Source organism: Inquilinus ginsengisoli, from assembly GCF_031453975.1.
Classification (GTDB): domain Bacteria; phylum Pseudomonadota; class Alphaproteobacteria; order DSM-16000; family Inquilinaceae; genus Inquilinus; species Inquilinus ginsengisoli_A.
In genome coordinates this window covers 22,897-38,109 of record NZ_JAVDPW010000004.1, presented here as the reverse complement: position 1 = coordinate 38,109, position 15,213 = coordinate 22,897, and the positions used below count along the sequence as shown (strand labels likewise).

At 68.9% G+C, this 15,213-nt stretch carries 17 protein-coding genes; 10 read left to right on the top strand and 7 right to left on the bottom strand.

Annotated elements, in window-relative coordinates:
* Window positions 1-301: 301 nt before the first annotated feature.
* The 6 genes from E9232_RS11660 to E9232_RS11635 all read left to right on the top strand — a co-directional run bounded on the left by E9232_RS11660 (window position 302) and on the right by E9232_RS11635 (window position 5,618).
* Window positions 302-694, top strand: a complete 393-nt coding sequence (locus E9232_RS11660; protein ID WP_309794160.1) for a c-type cytochrome — start codon at window positions 302-304, stop codon at window positions 692-694.
* Window positions 695-1,108: 414 nt separating this feature from the next.
* Window positions 1,109-1,924 (top strand): cytochrome c oxidase subunit II, encoded by an 816-nt coding sequence (locus E9232_RS11655; RefSeq protein WP_309794159.1) that lies wholly within the window; start codon window positions 1,109-1,111, stop codon window positions 1,922-1,924.
* Window positions 1,925-2,032: 108 nt separating this feature from the next.
* Window positions 2,033-3,796 carry a cytochrome c oxidase subunit I gene (gene ctaD / locus E9232_RS11650; RefSeq protein WP_309794158.1) on the top strand — a complete coding sequence of 588 codons (1,764 nt, stop codon included), beginning with the start codon at window positions 2,033-2,035 and terminating at the stop codon, window positions 3,794-3,796.
* Window positions 3,797-3,807: 11 nt separating this feature from the next.
* Window positions 3,808-4,512, top strand: a complete 705-nt coding sequence (locus E9232_RS11645; protein WP_309794157.1) for a cytochrome c oxidase subunit 3 — start codon at window positions 3,808-3,810, stop codon at window positions 4,510-4,512.
* Window positions 4,513-4,527: 15 nt separating this feature from the next.
* Window positions 4,528-5,241, top strand: a complete 714-nt coding sequence (locus tag E9232_RS11640) for a heme-copper oxidase subunit III family protein (protein ID WP_309794156.1) — start codon at window positions 4,528-4,530, stop codon at window positions 5,239-5,241.
* Window positions 5,242-5,252: 11 nt separating this feature from the next.
* On the top strand, window positions 5,253-5,618 hold the full coding sequence (locus tag E9232_RS11635) for a cytochrome C oxidase subunit IV family protein (protein WP_309794155.1): 366 nt from the start codon (window positions 5,253-5,255) through the stop codon (window positions 5,616-5,618).
* Window positions 5,619-5,704: 86 nt separating this feature from the next.
* On the opposite strand, the gene E9232_RS11630 is transcribed toward E9232_RS11635, so the two are convergent.
* From E9232_RS11630 to E9232_RS11620, 3 genes are all read right to left on the bottom strand, one after another.
* Window positions 5,705-7,318: a M20/M25/M40 family metallo-hydrolase gene (locus E9232_RS11630; RefSeq protein ID WP_309794153.1), complete on the bottom strand. Its 1,614-nt coding sequence runs from the start codon at window positions 7,316-7,318 to the stop codon at window positions 5,705-5,707.
* Between the two features lie 53 nt (window positions 7,319-7,371).
* Window positions 7,372-7,623 (bottom strand): Lrp/AsnC ligand binding domain-containing protein, encoded by a 252-nt coding sequence (locus tag E9232_RS11625; RefSeq protein ID WP_309794151.1) that lies wholly within the window; start codon window positions 7,621-7,623, stop codon window positions 7,372-7,374.
* Window positions 7,624-7,729: 106 nt separating this feature from the next.
* The gene (locus E9232_RS11620) at window positions 7,730-8,755 is read right to left on the bottom strand and encodes a LacI family DNA-binding transcriptional regulator (RefSeq protein WP_309794150.1); all 1,026 of its coding nucleotides are present in this window, start codon (window positions 8,753-8,755) and stop codon (window positions 7,730-7,732) included.
* A gap of 183 nt (window positions 8,756-8,938) precedes the next feature.
* On the opposite strand from E9232_RS11620, the gene E9232_RS11615 reads away from it, so the two are divergent.
* From E9232_RS11615 to E9232_RS11600, 4 genes are all read left to right on the top strand, one after another.
* The gene (locus E9232_RS11615) at window positions 8,939-9,781 is read left to right on the top strand and encodes an inositol monophosphatase family protein (RefSeq protein ID WP_309794149.1); all 843 of its coding nucleotides are present in this window, start codon (window positions 8,939-8,941) and stop codon (window positions 9,779-9,781) included.
* A 98-nt stretch (window positions 9,782-9,879) separates the two neighbouring features.
* Window positions 9,880-10,212 (top strand): phosphoribosyl-ATP diphosphatase, encoded by a 333-nt coding sequence (hisE, locus tag E9232_RS11610; RefSeq protein ID WP_309794147.1) that lies wholly within the window; start codon window positions 9,880-9,882, stop codon window positions 10,210-10,212.
* 68 nt (window positions 10,213-10,280) lie between these two features.
* Window positions 10,281-11,075, top strand: a complete 795-nt coding sequence (locus E9232_RS11605) for a hypothetical protein (RefSeq protein WP_309794146.1) — start codon at window positions 10,281-10,283, stop codon at window positions 11,073-11,075.
* Between the two features lie 118 nt (window positions 11,076-11,193).
* The gene (locus tag E9232_RS11600; RefSeq protein ID WP_309794144.1) at window positions 11,194-11,685 is read left to right on the top strand and encodes a cupin domain-containing protein; all 492 of its coding nucleotides are present in this window, start codon (window positions 11,194-11,196) and stop codon (window positions 11,683-11,685) included.
* Between the two features lie 36 nt (window positions 11,686-11,721).
* Here E9232_RS11600 and E9232_RS11595 read toward each other — a convergent pair whose 3' ends face one another.
* The 4 genes from E9232_RS11595 to E9232_RS11580 are packed head-to-tail and all read right to left on the bottom strand — an operon-like array spanning window position 11,722 to window position 15,047.
* The gene (locus E9232_RS11595; RefSeq protein ID WP_309794143.1) at window positions 11,722-12,468 is read right to left on the bottom strand and encodes a hypothetical protein; all 747 of its coding nucleotides are present in this window, start codon (window positions 12,466-12,468) and stop codon (window positions 11,722-11,724) included.
* A gap of 47 nt (window positions 12,469-12,515) precedes the next feature.
* The gene (locus tag E9232_RS11590; protein ID WP_309794142.1) at window positions 12,516-12,956 is read right to left on the bottom strand and encodes an SRPBCC family protein; all 441 of its coding nucleotides are present in this window, start codon (window positions 12,954-12,956) and stop codon (window positions 12,516-12,518) included.
* Window positions 12,957-12,985: 29 nt separating this feature from the next.
* Window positions 12,986-13,816 (bottom strand): phosphoenolpyruvate hydrolase family protein, encoded by an 831-nt coding sequence (locus E9232_RS11585; protein ID WP_309794140.1) that lies wholly within the window; start codon window positions 13,814-13,816, stop codon window positions 12,986-12,988.
* Between the two features lie 22 nt (window positions 13,817-13,838).
* On the bottom strand, window positions 13,839-15,047 hold the full coding sequence (locus E9232_RS11580; RefSeq protein ID WP_309794139.1) for a Tm-1-like ATP-binding domain-containing protein: 1,209 nt from the start codon (window positions 15,045-15,047) through the stop codon (window positions 13,839-13,841).
* Window positions 15,048-15,213: the final 166 nt, after the last annotated feature.

Sequence of the window (15,213 nt, the reverse complement as noted above, 5' to 3'; positions counted from 1 at the left end):
ATGGCCGCCGGTCACGCTCGCCGCGACCCGCCATGGCCCAAAGTATAACCCGATTGCGACAATCCGTCCCCTCCCATCTCGCCGCGAATCGCGGATCCCGGCCTCGGCCCTTGAAGCGATCGGCCGAAAGCGGGAGGATCGGGGGAACACCAGGAGAGGATCGACGCCGCGGCGCGATCGACAGCCGGCCCCGATGGCGCGGCTGCGGCGGTGAACGGCCAGGCCCCGATCGGATGCGGGACGGGCCAAGCAGGGCAGGCGCAGCGGCGGCCCCGCCGTGGTCTCACCTGGAGGAAGCGTGATGATGCGTTCGACCCTGATCGGCATCCTGGCCCTCGCGGCCCTGACCTCGGCGGCCCGGGCGGATGGCGACCCTGCCGCCGGCGAGAAGGTGTTCCAGGTGTGCCGCGCCTGCCACCAGATCGGCGAGACCGCCAAGAACGCGGTGGGGCCGGAGCTGAACGGCCTGTTCGGCCGCCATTCCGGCTCCGTCGCCGGCTACAACTACTCCGACGCCAACAAGAACTCGGGCATCACCTGGGACGAGACGGTGTTCCGTGAATACATCAAGGCTCCGCGGGCCAAGATTCCGGGCACCAAGATGACCTTCATCGGCCTGAAGGACGACCAGAAGATCGACGACCTGATCGCCTTCCTCAAGCAGTTCGACGCCGACGGCAAGAAGAAGGAGTGACGTCAGGCGCCTGACCGGGCCGAGTCGACCGGCTGGGCAGGCTGGCGGCGCAAGCCAATACAGTGCCACGGCGGGCCATGTCCCGACATCGATTGACAATGGCGGCGGTGTCATCTCATCATCAAATTACAGGCCGCGGTCGGTAAAGACCGGCGCTGTATGGGTCGGCTTCGCGTCGACTGCGACGCGGAGTCCGCCCGGACGAGCGACGGAACCGGCCGAGCCTTGGCGAATGCGAAGGCCGCCCACGATGAAGATGTGGCCCAATTCTCCAGGGAATCGACTGCACCGGCCCGACGGGACCGGATGCGGGATCGCCCCGGAATTGTGCCGTCGCGCCCCGCCCGACCCCGATCGGACCGCATCCCGGCCTCGCCATGCCTGTGCATTGCCCAGGGCAGGAAGGGACCGGCGATGAAGACTGCGCTCATCCTCGTGCTGGTCGCCGTCGGCTCGGTGGTGTTCCACCTGCTGAGCCCGTGGTGGTGGACGCCGATCGCCTCGAACTGGCACTACATCGACGGCACCATCACGATCACCTTCTGGATCACCGGGATCGTGTTCACCGCGATCGTGCTGTTCACGGCCTATTGCGTGTACCGCTTCCGCCACCGGGAGGGCGTGGTCGCCGACTACCAGCCGGAGAACAAGCGGCTGGAATCCTGGCTGACCATCGGCACCGCGGTCGGCGTGGCGGCGATGCTGGCGCCGGGCCTGGTGGTCTGGGCCCAATACGTCACCGTGCCGGACGACGCGACCGAGGTCGAGGTCATGGGCCAGCAATGGCAATGGGCCTACCGGCTGCCGGGCAAGGACGGCAAGCTGGGCACCGCCGACGCCCTCGACGTCACCGCGGACAACCCCTTCGGCATCGCCCCGGCCGACCCCAACGGCAAGGACGACGTGCTGATCCAGGGCGGCGAGCTGCACCTGCCGATCGGCAAGCCGGTCAAGGTCCTGCTGCGCGCCATCGACGTGCTGCACGATTTCTACGTGCCGCAGTTCCGGGCCAAGATGGACATGATCCCCGGCTCGGTCACCTACTACTGGTTCACCCCGACCCGCACCGGCACCTTCGAGGTGCTGTGCGCCGAACTCTGCGGCGTCGGCCATCCCTACATGCGCGGCACCGTCGTGGTCGACACCCAGGCCGACTACGACGCCTGGCTGCTGCAGCAGCAGACCTTTGCCCAGGCGTCGGCGCCGGGAGAGATGCACGCGGCCAACTGACCGGGCCTCACGCAAGGGGGAGGGCCCCCGGTTTCGGAGGGAAGCATCTGCTGGATCAGGCCCGACCCCCATCGGATCTGACCGGGAGGAAGCGAGGAGGACACGCCGATGGTGGACGTCATCCGTGAGCCGGTCGAGCCGGTGCCGCCTGCCGAGGTCCCGGAACTCGAGCTGTACCATCCCAAGAGCTGGATCACGACCTGGGTGTTCTCGCAGGACGCCAAGGTCATCGCCGTCCAGTATGCGGTGACCGCGCTGGCGATCGGCATGGTCGCCCTGGTGCTGTCCTGGATGATGCGGCTGCAGCTGGCCTTCCCGGATTCCTTCTCCTTCATCGACGCCAACGGCTACTACCAGTTCATCACCATGCACGGCATGATCATGGTGATCTACCTGCTCACCGCCCTGTTCCTCGGCGGCTTCGGCAACTACCTGATCCCGCTGATGCTGGGCGCGCGGGACATGGTGTTCCCCTACGTCAACATGCTGAGCTACTGGATCTACCTGCTGGCCGTGCTGGTGCTGGTGGCGGGCTTCTTCGCGCCCGGCGGGCCGACGGGGGCCGGCTGGACCCTGTACCCGCCGCAGGCCATCCTGTCCGGCACGCCCGGGGGCCGCGAATGGGGCATCATCCTGATGCTGTCCTCGCTGATCCTGTTCATCATCGGCTTCACCATGGGCGGGCTGAACTATGTGGTGACGGTGCTGCAGGGCCGCACCCGGGGCATGACGCTGATGCGCATGCCGCTGACGGTGTGGGGCATCTTCACCGCCACGGTGATGGCGCTGCTGGCCTTCCCGGCGCTGTTCGTGGCCTCGGTGATGATGCTGATCGACCGGCTGCTCGGCACCAGCTTCTTCATGCCGTCGCTGGTCGAGATGGGCGAGCACCTGAAATACGCCGGCGGCAGCCCGATCCTGTTCCAGCACCTGTTCTGGTTCTTCGGCCACCCCGAGGTCTACATCGTCGCGCTGCCGGCCTTCGGCATCGTCTCCGACCTGATCAGCACCCATGCGCGCAAGAACATCTTCGGCTACCGCATGATGGTGTGGGCGATCGTCGGCATCGGCGCCCTCAGCTTCGTGGTCTGGGCCCACCACATGTATGTCAGCGGCATGAACCCGTATTTCGGGTTCTTCTTCGCCACCACCACGCTGATCATCGCCATCCCGACGGCGATCAAGGTCTACAACTGGGTGCTGACCCTGTGGCGCGGCGACATCCACCTGACGCCGCCGATGCTGTTCGCCATCGCCTTCATCGTCACCTTCGTCAATGGCGGGCTGACCGGTCTGTTCCTGGGCAATGTCGTGGTCGACGTGCCGCTGTCCGACACCATGTTCGTGGTCGCCCATTTCCACATGGTGATGGGGGTGGCGCCGATCTTCGTGGTGTTCGGGGCGATCTACCACTGGTACCCCAAGATCACCGGCCGGATGCTGGACGACACGCTGGGCAAGATCCATTTCTGGGTCAGCTTCGTCGGCGCCTACGCGATCTTCTTCCCGATGCATTATCTCGGCCTGATCGGGGTGCCCCGCCGCTACTACGAGCTCGGCGAGACCGCGTTCATCCCGCCTTCGGCCCATGATCTGAACATCTTCATCACCGTCGCGGCGCTGACCGTGGGCGCGGCCCAGCTGGTGTTCCTGTTCAACCTGATCTGGAGCCTGCGGCACGGCAAGGATGCCGGCGGCAACCCGTGGCGGGCGACGACGCTGGAGTGGCAGACGCCCACGACCCCGCCGCCGCACGGCAATTGGGGCGATGCCCAGCCGGTGGTCTACCGCTGGGCCTACGACTACAACGTGCCGGGCGCCGAGCAGGACTTCCTGCCGCAGAACTGGCCCGCGCCGTCGCGGCCGGGCTGAGGGCGCCGGGCATGGTCATCATCATCCTGTTCATGACCGGGGCCGTGGCCGCCGCCTTGTGGTGGCTGTCGCGCCAGGGGCTGATGACCAAGCCGTGGCTGGAGCAGAGCACGGTGGGCGACGTTCCCGCCACCGGTGCCTCGTCGCTGCCGGCCGCCAAGATCGGCCTGGGCATGTTCCTGACCGTGGCCGGGTCGCTGTTCGCGCTGCTGGTCAGCGCCTACGCCATGCGCATGGCGATGCCCGACTGGCGGGCGCTGCCGATGCCGATCCTGTTGTGGATCAACACCGGCGCGCTGGTGGTCAGCAGCGCCGCGCTGCAATGCGCCCAGGGCGCCGCCCGGCGGCAGGACCTGGCCGATGTGCGCACCGGCCTGCTGGCCGGCGGGGCGGGCGCCCTGGTGTTCCTGGCCGGGCAGCTGCTGGCGTGGCAACAGCTGAACGCCTTGGGCTATTTCCTGGCGACCAACCCGGCCAACGCCTTCTTCTACCTGCTCACCGCGGTGCATGGCGTGCATGTGGCCGGGGGCATGGTCGCCCTGGGTCGCACAGGGACCAGGGCGTGGCGCGGCGACCGGCCGGACCGGCTGCGCCTGAGCGTCGAGCTGTGCACGATGTACTGGCATTTCCTGCTGCTGGTCTGGCTGGTGCTGCTGGGCCTGCTGATGGGCTGGGCGGACCGCTTCGCCGACATGTGCCGCCAGCTGCTGAGCTAGGGGAGGGCTGAGATCATGGCCGAACCGCACCCGGGAGGATTGATCGCGCGGCCCGACGGCTGGCGCGGGGTCGCCGCCGACTGGGCCTCGGACCAGCGCGCCTTCAAGAGCGCGTCCTGGGGCAAGGCGATGATGTGGATCTTCCTGCTCAGCGACACCTTCGTCTTCAGCTGCTTCCTGCTGTCCTACATGACGGTGCGGATGTCCACCGCCCAGCCCTGGCCGAACCCGAGCGAGGTCTTCGCCCTCGACATCGGCGGCCAGCCGGTGCCGCTGATCCTGATCGCGATCATGACCTTCGTCCTGATCAGCAGCAGCGGCACCATGGCCATGGCGGTCAATTACGGCTACCGGCGCGACCGCAGGAAGACCGCGGCGCTGATGCTGGTGACCGCGGCCTTCGGCGCCACCTTCGTCGGCATGCAGGCCTTCGAATGGACCAAGCTGATCGGCGAGGGCGTGCGGCCCTGGGGCAACCCCTGGGGCGCGCCGCAATTCGGCTCGGCCTTCTTCATGATCACCGGCTTCCACGGCACCCATGTCACCATCGGGGTGATCTTCCTGGTGCTGATGGCGCGCAAGGTCTGGCGCGGCGACCTCGAAACCCAGAAGCGGGGCTTCTTCACCAGCCGCAGGGGCAATTACGAGATCGTCGAGATCACCGGCCTGTACTGGCACTTCGTCGATCTGGTCTGGGTGTTCATCTTCGCCCTGTTCTATCTGTGGTGAGGGAGGGGGCCATGGCACACGCCGCGCATGCGCATGACGACGACATCCACCCGCACACGGCGCACGCCCAGGGGCAGCAGCATCCGATCAGGCTGTACCTGGTGGTCTGGGGCTGGCTGTTCGTGCTCAGCGCCTGCTCCTACATGGTCGACTATGTCGGCCTGCAGGGATATCTGCGCTGGGGCCTGATCCTGCTGTTCATGATGCTGAAGGCGGGGCTGATCGTCGCCGTGTTCATGCACATGGCCTGGGAACGGCTGGCCCTGATCTACGCCATCCTGGTGCCGCCGGTGGTGCTGCTGGTGTTCGTCGCCCTGATGGTGCTCGAATCCGACTACACCCTGCTGACCCGGATGCTGTTCCTGGGCGGGCGGTAGGGGCTGCCGCCCGTAGGTTGGGTTCGCGTTGCGAACCCAACACTTGTCCCGCCGTTGCGATGTTGGGTTCGCGACGCGAACCCAACCTACGCCTTGAGCACCCCCGCCACGATTTCCTGGATCAGCTCCGGCAGCACCTCGAAGGCGTAGGGCCGATGCAGCCGCTCCAGCGGCGTGTGGTAGTCGCGGCCCCAGGGGCCGGCGTTGACGATCGGGATCTGCGCCAGGGCAGGGCCCTCCGGCCAATGCAGCCCGGCGCCCCAGGCCGGGGTGTTGGCGGCGATGGCGCCGACCGAGGATTCGTCGCCCTGGCCCAGGAAGCTCATGTCCGAGATGCCGGGGAAATAGCCCTCCAGCCCGATGGTGGTGCCGTGGCGGGCGGCGATGGTGGCCGCGGCGTCGCGGGTGGCGCGGTCCAGCCGGCGCGCCGCCGCATCCTCGCCCAGCACCACCGGCAGATAGGGCATCGAGGCGAAGCCCAGCACCACCGCCGGGCCGCTGCGGCCGCTCAGGCGCCACACCGCCTCGGTGATGCGGCGGCATTGCTCCGGCAGGTCCAGTCCGGCCTCGGCCACCTCCTCGGCCAGCGCGGCGATCGCCGCCGCGGCCTCGGGCGATCGCGCCAGTACCTCCTGCCGCAGCGCGTCGAAGCGCAGCACCGGGATGTCGGGCACGTCGGCGCCGCCGCGCTGGCGCAGCTGCGCCGCCACGCCGCCGACCGCGCCCTCGACGATCCGGGTCAGCGGCGCCAGCACATCCTCCGGCCCGCGCCGGTACAGCGCGGTGTTCCAGAACATCCACACCGTGCCGGGGGTGGTGACGTCGTAGGCGGGCTTGCCGTCCTTCATGCCCAGCAGCGTCGCGGGCGTGCCGGAGCTGTTGCCCAGGCTCTCGGTCAGCTCCGGCGCCCATTCCACCGCGGCGGCGACGGCGCCGGCCAAGGCGGCGGCGCTGACACCACGGATGGTGTCGGCGGCGTGCACCGCCCGGCCGACCACCAGGGCGCTGGGCAGCAGCTTGCCGACGCTGCCCAATGCCACCGACCGGCCGAAGCGGCCGTCGCCGGTGTCGCCCAGGCAGTCCAGGTTGATCGCCGCGTCGAGGCTCAGGCCCAGCGGTCCGGCCAGGGCGGGCAGGGCGCGGGCGGCGCTGCGGGCGCCGGCGGAATTGACCTCCTCATCCGGCACCGCCAGGAACAGCAGGTTGCCCTCGCGGTCCGGATCGGCCGCCGCCGCCTCCAGCACCGCCAGGCCGACGGCGAGGCCGCCCTTCATGTCCAAGAGGCCGCGGCCCGGCAGGAAGTCCGGGCCTGACAGGTCGGCCAGGGCCAGCTTCTCGCGCTCGCCCTGGGCGGTCTTGCCCAGCCGGGCCAGCAGCGCCTGCTTCAGCGGTTCCGGGTCGATCGCGACCGGCAGGAGGTCGCCGTAATCGGCGGTCGTCACCGTGTCGAAATGGCCGGTCAGCACCACCGTGCGGGTGCCGCGGCCGCGCAGCAGCGCCGCGACGCTGGCGCGGCCCAGCCGGTCGCCGGTGGGGATGGTCCAGACGTCCCCGGGCCGGTCGCGGAAGGCCGGGCTGGCGCGCAGCAGGCCGGCCAGCGTGTCGGCATAGGCGACCTCGTCCGGCGTGCCGGTGACGCTGGGGATGCGGGTGAGGGTCAGCGCCCAGTGCTCGGCGCGCGCGGCAAGGCCGTCAGTCATAATGCGGATCGATCCTTGGGGCAGAGGCGGCGACGTCGGAGTGCGAGCGCGGCTCAGCCCTTGCCGGCGAAGGCGTTGAAGGTGATCAGCGTCATCGTGTCCTTGATGTGGGGCAGGGCGTGGATCCGGCTGTTGACGAAGCGGCCGACATCCATGTCCTCCGGCAGGTAGCATTTGACCATCAGGTCGAACTGGCCGGAGATCGAGTAGATCTCCGACACCTCCTCGATCTCGTCGACCGCATGCTCGGCCGTGTCGTAGGCGCGGCCCAGCTCGCATTTGACCATGATGAAGATCGGACGCATCCGGCGCTCTCCGTGACTCGGGGTGAAGCGATCCTAGAGCATCCGGCGCCGGCTTGTCGTCCCGGTCGCGGCCCGTCTCAGGGGCCGCCGGCCCGGTCGGGGCCGCTTAGGGCCGCTGGTCCGGCCCCGGGCCGCGCACCGTGCGGCGCCACACCAGGGGCGCCGGGACCGTCAGCCGCTGCGGCGCGGCGGTCCCTGGCCCCTCCAGGATCGCCATCACCGCATCGCTGACCGCTTCGGCCGACTGGTCGAAGGTGGTCAGGTCATAGGCGGACCAGGCGGCCTGGTCGGTGTTGTCGAAGCCGATGACGCAGAGATCCTCCGGCACCCGCAGGCCGATGTCGTGGCGCGCCGCGTCGAGGAAGCCGAAGGCGACCAGGTCGTTGATGCAGAAGGCGGCGTCGGGCCGGTCCGGGCGCAGCAGCAGGTCGTGCGCCGCGGCCCGGCCGGTGGCGTAGACGGTGCGCCCGGCGCGCCAGATCGCCGGCTCGATGCCTTCGGCCCGGGCCGCCGCGACGAAGCTGGCCTCGCGCGCCAGCAGGCTGGGCGTGCCCTGGGCCGAGGTCACCAGGCACAGCCGTCGGCAGCCGGCGCGGCGGAAGGCGGCCACCGCCAGCTGGCCGGGCAGGGCGCTGTCGATGGCGATGTTGTCGGGTCCCTCGGCCCGGTCGTCCCGGTTGATCAGCACCACCCGCTGCCCGTTCTCGATGCAGGTGCGGGTGATGGTCTCCGACGGCGTGCCGGACAGGATCACGGTGGCGTCGGCACGGTAGTTCAGGATCTGCCGCAGCGCCGCCTCGGCATCCTCGCCGCCCGGCCCGCTGGTGTTGATCAGCATGGCGACGCGGCCGCTGTGCTGCAGCCGCTCGGTCAGCGTGCCGATCATGCGCGAGCGCAGCGGCGTCTCCAGGTCGGCGGCGACGATGCAGACGATCCGGCTCGATTGCCGGGTCAGCCCGCGGGCGAGGTGGTTGACGTGGTAGCCCAGCGCCTCGGCCGCCTGCATCACCCGCTGCCGGGTCTCGACCGACACGCTGGCGCCGGGCGTGAAGGTGCGCGAGACGGCGGAGCGGGACACGCCCGCCCGGTCGGCCACCTGCTGGGCGCTGGCGAAATTGCGGCGTCGCGTCACGGATGGGCCTGCGGCTGAGATCGCATGCGGCGATCGATAGTGGATCTTATGCACAGCCGTCCAGTTGGCAAGCACCACAGCTAGTCAAATTCCACAAGAAATCGCCCATAAATGGTTGACAGGCCGGGGCAATCGTGTCGACCTTGCACAGCTGTGCAACACCGTGGGCCGATGGCAGGGATCATGAGTTTCGACCGCGACGCCGTCCGCGCCCGCCATGCTTTCGCCCTCGGCCTTGGCCGGCGGGCCGGGGCGTTGGCGCTGGACTTCTTCGAGCGTCGCGACGCGCTGGTGATCGAGACCAAGAGCTCCAGCCAGGATCTGGTCAGCCGCGCCGACCGCGAGGTCGAGGAACTGATCCGAACCGCCATCGCCGAGGCCTTCCCGCAGGATGGCTTGCTGGGCGAGGAATACGGGCTGCAGGACGGGCGCTCGGGCTTCACCTGGGTGATCGACCCGATCGACGGCACCGCGGCCTTCCTGAACGGCATCCGCTCCTGGACCGTCTCGATCGGGCTGACGACGGGCGGCCCGACGGGGGACGAGGAGATCGTCGCCGGCGTCATTTACGACCCCTGTGCCGACGAGCTGTTCGACGCCATCGCCGGTGGCGGCGCGCGTCTGAACGGCCAGCCGATCTCGGTCGCCGCGGCCGGCGGACTCGGCGACGGGCTGATCGGCTTCGGCATCAACCTCAAGGTGCCGCCCGCGGTCGGCGCCGGCTTTCTCGAACGGCTGCTGATCGAAGGCGGCGCCTTCCTGCGCCTCGGTTCGGCGGCGCAGATGCTGGCCCATGTCGCGGCTGGACGACTGATCGCCTTCTACGAACCGCTGCTCAGCCGCTGGGACTGTTACGCCGGCTTCTGCCTGATCCGCGAGGCGGGCGGCTGGGTCGACGATGTCTTCTGGCGTGACAGGGGCAGCCTGGGCGGCATCGCGCTCGGCGGCGCGCCGGGCGTGCGGGCGGCGCTGACGCGGATCGTCGACATCGGGCAGCCGGCAGAGCCGTTGCGCGCCACGGCGTGAGCTGATCAAGACCAGGGCCAGTACCCTGGCATTTTGGAATGAGACGGGAAGGCCGTTGGGAGGCGGCTCCCGGGGGATGAGAAGGGAGAGGCGGGGTTATGGGACAATCGCTTGGACGGGATCGGCTCGAGGCTTTGGCGGGCGCGCTGCGGGAGCGGCGGTCGCGCATGGAGTTCAGCTCGCGCACCGCGCGGCTGATCGACAGCGGCGTGCCCAAGATGGCGCAGAAGCTGGTCGAGGAGGCGGCCGAGGTCGCGATCGACGCGGTGCAGGGCGAGCGCCAGCGGGTGGTCGAGGAATCCGCCGACCTGATGTTCAACCTGACCGTGCTGCTGACCGAGATGGAGATCAGCCCGGCCGAGGTCTGGGAAGAGATGGACCGCCGCCAGAAGCTGTACGGCCTGGCCGAGAAGCTGCCGAAGGACAAGTAGGGGCGGACCGGCTGGCCTTTGTCCTGCGCTATCGCCATGCGATAGTTCAGCCGACAAAGCGAGGCCCCATGAGCGGCTATGATCTAGGCATCTGGTTCACCGACGTCGCAATGGACCGCGGGCAGGCGGCCGCATTCCTGGACCACGTCGGCAGGGATCAGGTCATCGTGCGGCGGCACCCGTCCTTCGATGCGTTCTGGATCGAACTCCATACCCGGTTTCCGGATGGTGGAGGGGGCGGCAATCGCCTTGCCGATCTCGACTTGCCGCCGATGTCGATGCTGTCCTCATTGGAGGAGATCAGGTCGGCGGCGCTGGCCTTCGTCGGAAACGCGAACCCGCCCCCGATATTGCCTGATGAGACGATCTGGGCCGAGGGACCACTCCGCGCCCAAGGGTGCATCGCAATCCTTTCGGTGGCTTGGAGCCATGCAGGGGATATCGTGCCGCAGATTCAGGCACTGGCTGCCCGTCACGGCCTCGTTGTCTTCGATACGCAATCCGGCGAGGTGACGTTGCCGCCCGGGCTGGATGCCGGCCCGAGCAACATTCCGGAAGCACGACTCCGACTTGAGGTGACCGGATCCGTCCCAGCCTTCAACATCAGCATTCTGCTGGACGGTCAGCCAGTCTCGGCATTTGTCGCCCCGTCGAGGCAGGATGCGCATGCGCGGGCCCGATCCATCGCGTTGGAACGCGGATTGCCGTTCTACGAGGTGTCGGATCCTGACTCCGTGGCACAATCCATTCGCCCCAGGTCGTCGGTAAAGCCACTCTCTCCCGACGACCCCAAGCTTGGATATATCGAAAAGTTCCTGGCGGGATTTGACATCGCGCCCGACTTTCCGTCCAAAGCAAAATAGCGGACAGGCCGATGCCGGCGTGGATCTATCCGGGTTGCGTCCGCCGTCCTCCGGGGGCACGGTAGCCGCGGCCCGGCGAGGCACGCGGGGCCGCGGGATTTTCCGGACGGACCGAACCATGACCCACGATCACGACCATGATCACGAGCCCGAAGCCAAGGACTGGCGTCTCAACGGCGTGCGGGTGATCCGCGGCACCGATCTCGACCCCAACACCGCCCAGACCCCGGGCATGGACCGCAAGGCGGCGATCAACGCCGCCCGGGTCGGGGCGCAGAAGATCTGGGCCGGCACCGTGACCATCCACCCCGACGCCAAGACCGGCGCCCACCACCACGGCGCGCTGGAAAGCGTGATCTACGTCGTGCGCGGCCGGGCCCGCATGCGCTGGGGCGAGAAGCTGGAATATGTCGCCGAGGCGCAGGCCGGGGACTTCATCTTCGTGCCACCCTATGTGCCGCACCAGGAGATCAACGCCTCGACCGACGAGCCGCTGGAATGCGTGCTGGTGCGCAGCGACAACGAGGCGGTGGTGGTCAATCTCGACATCGAGCCGGTGGAGAAGCCGGAAGCGGTCTACTGGGTCGACCCGATCCACAAGCATCCGTGAGGGATGGGCGCGGGCGGCTGCTACAGCCGCCCGGCCTCACTTGCCCGTCTTCTCCCGGGCATAGACCCCGGTGAAGGTGACGTTCATGCCGCCGCAACGCAGGTTGTCGGCCGCCACCAGATAGTCCCCCAGGCGCCACAGCCGGATGCGGCAGGCTGAATCGTCCCCAGGGTTGGCGTCGACCGGCAGCACCTTGCCGTCGAGGTCGAGCGAGAAGGCGGCCTTGCCGGCGGCGGGTGTCACCGTCGCGCTGAACTGGCCGACATTGACCGCGCCGCGCGCCACCCGCTCCGGATCGTCGCCGCCGTAACTGGCATAGCCCTCCAGGGCGAAGGCGCTGCCGGCGGCCGGCTTGATCTCGATCTGCTGCTCGTCGCCGCTGTGCCAGGCGCCGCGCCAATCGGTGCTGGGGCGGGCCGGGACGTCGGTCAGCGCGGCCAGCGGCAGGAAGCCGCTGCTGGTCGGGAAGGTCGGGGCATGGCCGGTGAAAATGGCGCAGGCATAGGCGCCGGTGGTCGAGGTCACGATCACCCGGTCATCCGCCACCAGATAACGCTTGGCGGCGCAGGACGCGATGTCCTTGGGGCAGCCGGGCTGCTCGCTGCCGTCCTTGACGAAGCGTGCCCGCTGCCGGTCCGGCGCGACCGCCTGCAGCTTCGGCTCGGCGCCGGGGGCCATCAGGTCGGTCAGCGCGTTGCAGACGGGCACGGCCTCCTCGGCACCGGCGCGGCCCGATATCAGGGCCAGTGACAGCAGGAGCGGCAGGGTGGCGAAACGGCGCATCAGGGTCTCCAGGATTCGGATGACCCTAACGCACCGAATTTATCCCGTCAGCCGCCGAAGCGCTGCTTCAGCGAGTCGAAGCCGGCCTGGAACACGCCCTGGCCGATCAGCTTGCGCATCGCCGCCTCGTTCTCCGCCGTGACGTCGAATTCGGCGGTCCATTCGGCGAAGCTGCGGTTGCCGTCGGTGACCGGGACCAGACGCAGCGTGGCGACGTAGTTCTCGACCGGCATCGGCGCGGACAGGATCGCATAGGTCACGGAATGGTCGGAATCGGAGAGGGTCAGCAGCCGCTCGCGGACGGTGCCGCCATTGTCGGCCAGCTCCATGCTGCGGACGCAGCCGATGCGGTCGGACGGGCCGCCATTCTCGACCTTGCTGCTGGCGATGACAGGATGCCAGCCGGGCATGGCATTGAAATCGCGGACGGTCTTCCAAACGGTCTCGACCGGGGCGTTGATCACGCTGCTGGTGGTCACTCGGATCATGGTCGCGTCTCCCTGGGGGTGGCTGGGGGTCAGAACGTCACCTGCTTGAAGGCGCGGGTCTGCGCCGTCAGCGCCTGCTCGGTCGGCAGCCGCTCCATCGAGCTGGCGCCGTAGAAGCCGTGGCAGCGCCGGCAGCGCTGCAGCACATAGGCCGCGTCGGCGGGCGACGAGATCGGCCCGCCATGGCACAGCACGATGATGTCCGGCCGCACCGCCAGCGCCGCCTCGGCCCATTCGTCGACCAGCGCCACGCAGTCGTCGAGCGTCTTCGCCGTTTCGGCCCCGATCGACCCGCCGGTGGTCAGGCCCATATGCGGCACGATGATGTCGGCGCCGGCCTCGGCCATCGCCACCGCCTCCGCGGCGGAGAACACATAGGGCGTGGTCAGCAGGTCCAGGGCATGGGCGCGGGCGATCATCTCGACCTCCAGCCCATAGCCCATGCCGGTCTCCTCCAGGTTCTGGCGGAACAGGCCGTCGATCAGCCCGACGGTCGGGAAGTTCTGCACCCCGGCGAAGCCCATCGCCTTCAGCTCGGCCAGGAAAGGATCGGTCAGCATGAACGGGTCGGTGCCGTTGACCCCGGCGAGCACGGGGGTCTTCTTCACCACCGGCAGCACCTCGCGCGCCATCTCGACCACGATCTCGTTGGCGTTGCCATAGGCCAGCAGCCCGGCCAGCGACCCGCGCCCGGCCATGCGGTAGCGGCCGGAATTGTAGATCACGATCAGGTCGATGCCGCCGGCCTCCTCGCATTTGGCGGACAGGCCGGTGCCGGCGCCGCCGCCGACGATCGGCTCCCGCCGCTCCACCATGCCGCGGAACTTGGCCAGGAGGTCGGCGCGGGCGAAACGGGTCATTCCAGGATTCCTCGGACGTCGGTCAATGGGCCACCAGCGCCCGGAACTCGCGCACCAGGGCGGCGGCGAATTCGGGGGCGTTGATGGCATGGGGCAGGCGGATCAGCCGGCGGTTCGGGGTCTGGCGCACCGTCGCCTCCAGCGCCTGGAACAGCGCCGCATCGGCGGCCGGGTCGTGGAAGGGCAGGCCGGGCGCGTCGATCACCGACACCCCGCCCTCCGGGATCAGGAAGCGGACCGGCCCGTCCATCCGGTTCAGCTTGGCGCCGATCCAGCGGCCCATCTCGGCATTCTCCGCCGCGGTGGTCCGCATCAGCGTCACCTGCGGGTTGTGGACGTAGAGGGTGCGGTTCAGGAACCGCTCCGGCACCGTCTCCATCGCCCCGAAATTCACCATGTCGAGCGCGCCGCAGGAGGCGACATAGGGGATGCGGGTGCGGATGATGCTGTCGAAGCGGTCCTCGCCGCACGGGAACACGCCGCCGAACAGCAGGTCGCACACCTCCGTCGTGGTGATGTCGATGACGCCGCCGATCAGGCCGGACTCGACCAGCTTCTCCATCGACTGCCCGCCGGTGCCGGTGGCGTGGAACACCAGGCAGTCGTAATCCGCCTCCAGGGCGCGGCTGACCTGCTCGACGCAGGGGGTGGTGACGCCGAACATGGTCAGGCCCAGCGCCGGCTTGTCGGCTTCACTCTTGGGCGCCGGGTGGGCCACCATCCCGGCCAGGGCGTGGGCGGCGTTGCCCAGCACGGCGCGCGAGATGCGGTTGATCCCGGACACGTCGGTCACCGAATACATCATCATGATGTCCGCCGGCCCGACATAGGGCGCGACATTGCCCGAGGCGACGGTCGAGACCATGATCTTGGGAACGCCGACCGGCAGGTCGCGCATCGCCGGGGTGATCAGCGCCGTGCCGCCGGACCCGCCCAGGCCGATGACGCCGCCGATGTCGGACCGGCTGGCCAGGAAGCCGCGCAGCGCCTGGGCCATGGCGGCGACCGCCTGGCCGCGATCGTCGCTGAACACGGCCTCGGGCCCGTCGGGATGATGCCGCGCCACTTCCTGCGCCGACACGTCGGGGCGGGGGACATCGGCCGCGATCTCGCCCGGCCGGGTGCCGACATCGACCAGCACCGCCTCGACCCCACGGGCCTCGATCAGCGCCTGGACATGGGCCAGCTCGCGCCCTTTGGTGTCGCAGGTCCCGACGACATAGGCCTTCATGGCACGTCCTTCCCCGATAGCGGTCTGCTGCCGCCATGCCGATTCTTATCCCCGTTTGTCGCGCCGCCACGGGGGCGGACGCAAGGGGTCGCAGGGAGGAGATGCGCTTCCGGCTTCTTTCGTCCGACAATCCGGGTCTATGCTTGGGGCAACGACTCAAGGCATC

Bases quoted from the DNA above. Each gene is read 5' to 3' on its own strand.
- ctaD (WP_309794158.1), top strand. From the start codon at position 2,033: ATGGTGGACGTCATCCGTGAGCCGGTCGAGCCGGTGCCGCCTGCCGAG.
- E9232_RS11655 (WP_309794159.1), top strand. From the start codon at position 1,109: ATGAAGACTGCGCTCATCCTCGTGCTGGTCGCCGTCGGCTCGGTGGTG.
- E9232_RS11600 (WP_309794144.1), top strand. From the start codon at position 11,194: ATGACCCACGATCACGACCATGATCACGAGCCCGAAGCCAAGGACTGG.
- E9232_RS11635 (WP_309794155.1), top strand. From the start codon at position 5,253: ATGGCACACGCCGCGCATGCGCATGACGACGACATCCACCCGCACACG.
- E9232_RS11580 (WP_309794139.1), bottom strand. From the start codon at position 15,047: ATGAAGGCCTATGTCGTCGGGACCTGCGACACCAAAGGGCGCGAGCTG.
- E9232_RS11615 (WP_309794149.1), top strand. From the start codon at position 8,939: ATGAGTTTCGACCGCGACGCCGTCCGCGCCCGCCATGCTTTCGCCCTC.
- E9232_RS11630 (WP_309794153.1), bottom strand. From the start codon at position 7,318: ATGACTGACGGCCTTGCCGCGCGCGCCGAGCACTGGGCGCTGACCCTC.
- E9232_RS11605 (WP_309794146.1), top strand. From the start codon at position 10,281: ATGAGCGGCTATGATCTAGGCATCTGGTTCACCGACGTCGCAATGGAC.
- E9232_RS11645 (WP_309794157.1), top strand. From the start codon at position 3,808: ATGGTCATCATCATCCTGTTCATGACCGGGGCCGTGGCCGCCGCCTTG.
- E9232_RS11625 (WP_309794151.1), bottom strand. From the start codon at position 7,623: ATGCGTCCGATCTTCATCATGGTCAAATGCGAGCTGGGCCGCGCCTAC.
- E9232_RS11595 (WP_309794143.1), bottom strand. From the start codon at position 12,468: ATGCGCCGTTTCGCCACCCTGCCGCTCCTGCTGTCACTGGCCCTGATA.
- E9232_RS11590 (WP_309794142.1), bottom strand. From the start codon at position 12,956: ATGATCCGAGTGACCACCAGCAGCGTGATCAACGCCCCGGTCGAGACC.
- E9232_RS11585 (WP_309794140.1), bottom strand. From the start codon at position 13,816: ATGACCCGTTTCGCCCGCGCCGACCTCCTGGCCAAGTTCCGCGGCATG.
- hisE (WP_309794147.1), top strand. From the start codon at position 9,880: ATGGGACAATCGCTTGGACGGGATCGGCTCGAGGCTTTGGCGGGCGCG.
- E9232_RS11640 (WP_309794156.1), top strand. From the start codon at position 4,528: ATGGCCGAACCGCACCCGGGAGGATTGATCGCGCGGCCCGACGGCTGG.
- E9232_RS11660 (WP_309794160.1), top strand. From the start codon at position 302: ATGATGCGTTCGACCCTGATCGGCATCCTGGCCCTCGCGGCCCTGACC.